The organism is Oscillibacter valericigenes (genome assembly GCF_021531435.1).
GTDB classification, from domain to species: domain Bacteria; phylum Bacillota; class Clostridia; order Oscillospirales; family Oscillospiraceae; genus Oscillibacter; species Oscillibacter valericigenes_B.
The window spans coordinates 1-1,449 of the sequence record NZ_JAFBIS010000068.1 but is presented as its reverse complement, the minus strand read 5'-3'; the positions used below and the strand labels follow the sequence as shown (position 1 = coordinate 1,449).

General features: G+C 50.9%; 1 protein-coding gene. It reads left to right on the top strand.

Features of this window, described 5'->3' with window-relative positions; all coding sequences use genetic code 11:
* The coding region (tnpC, locus tag JQM68_RS13575; protein WP_235223554.1) for an IS66 family transposase at positions 1 to 1,419 on the top strand (1,419 nt) is incomplete at its 5' end.
* Positions 1,420 to 1,449 lie beyond the last annotated feature (30 nt).

The window sequence follows — 1,449 nt, the reverse complement described above, 5'->3', positions numbered from 1 at the left end:
AGCGAACAAATTGAGCAGCTCACCCGCATCATATCAAACCTTACACAGACAATAGATGACCTTAAAAGGATGATCGCAGATCAGAGCGAGACCATAGAAAAGCTGCAAGAGCAGTTGAACAAGAACTCCCGAAATAGTTCCATGCCGCCATCATCGGACGGATACAAGAAGCCTGCGCCGAAAAGTCTGCGACAGAAATCTGGCAAGAAGGTTGGTGGGCAAAAGGGCCATAAGGGGCAGACTTTGAAGATTACCACGAAGCCAGATACGGTCATTCCACATTTCCCCTCCGCTTGCTCAGGCTGTCCCCAGTACGAGCAGTGCCGTAAAGCAGCTCATAAGGTTGAGACACGCCGTGTGGCGGATGCTTCTGTAGAGATCCGCATTACAGCGCATGAAGCGATGGAAGTATGCTGCCCACTTTGTGGGGCATCGCTGCGAGGCACGTTTCCGGAAGACGTTAAAGCGCCCATCCAATATGGCAAGACCCTGCAGGCGCTTGTTGTGGCATTCAATACGGTCGGCGCTGTCAGCGTCAGCCGGATTCACGACCTGTTTGGCAATGTTTTCGGGATTCCTCTGTCCACTGGTACCATCCACAACATGATCCATCAATGCGCAGAAAAGATCTCCGATACAATGGATGCTATCCGTGGTCATATCAAAGACTTGGACGTTGCGCACTTTGACGAGACAGGAGGTCGCGTCAATGGCCGTCTGTATTGGGTGCATGTTGCATCAAACCAAGATAGCACCTATCTGTATTTGAGTAATAAGCGTGGGCAGCGTGGGATGGAAGAAGGAAAAGTACTTCCCAATTTTCACGGAATTGCCATCCATGACTGCTGGCCGGCTTACTGGAAATACGACGTGAAGCACGGTGTTTGCTGTGCCCATTTGTTGCGGGAACTGAATGGTGTGGAGGAAAACCATCCTTCTCAAAAGTGGCCCAAAGCATTCCGGAATTTGCTGCTGAAAATGAAAGCAGCAAAAGACGAGGCCGTCCTTTCGGGATTGGATCAACTTGAGGCTGATGTTATCGAGAAATTCGATCGGGCCTATGATCGAATCATCAAAAAGGCATACAGGGAAAATCCTGTGCAAGAGAATGCTTCAGGCAGACGCGGGCGGCCAAAACGCGGGAAGATTCTTTCTCTGATTGACCGGCTACGTGACTTAAAGGAGTCGGTATGCCTGTTTGTGAAGAACTTCGCTGTTCCGTTTGACAACAATCAAGCTGAACGCGATCTTCGCATGATCAAGGTGAAGGCCAAGGTCTCCGGTTGCTTCCGCACGGAAGAAGGAGCCAAGGACTTCCTCAAGATCATGTCTTATACAGGGACGGCGAAGAAGCAAGGAGTCAATCCCTTCCACGCCATCCTATTGGCTCTCTCCGGTCAGGCGAGGGCCTGTTGGTAATGCCTGGGACCGGGGGTCCTGAATAGTTAC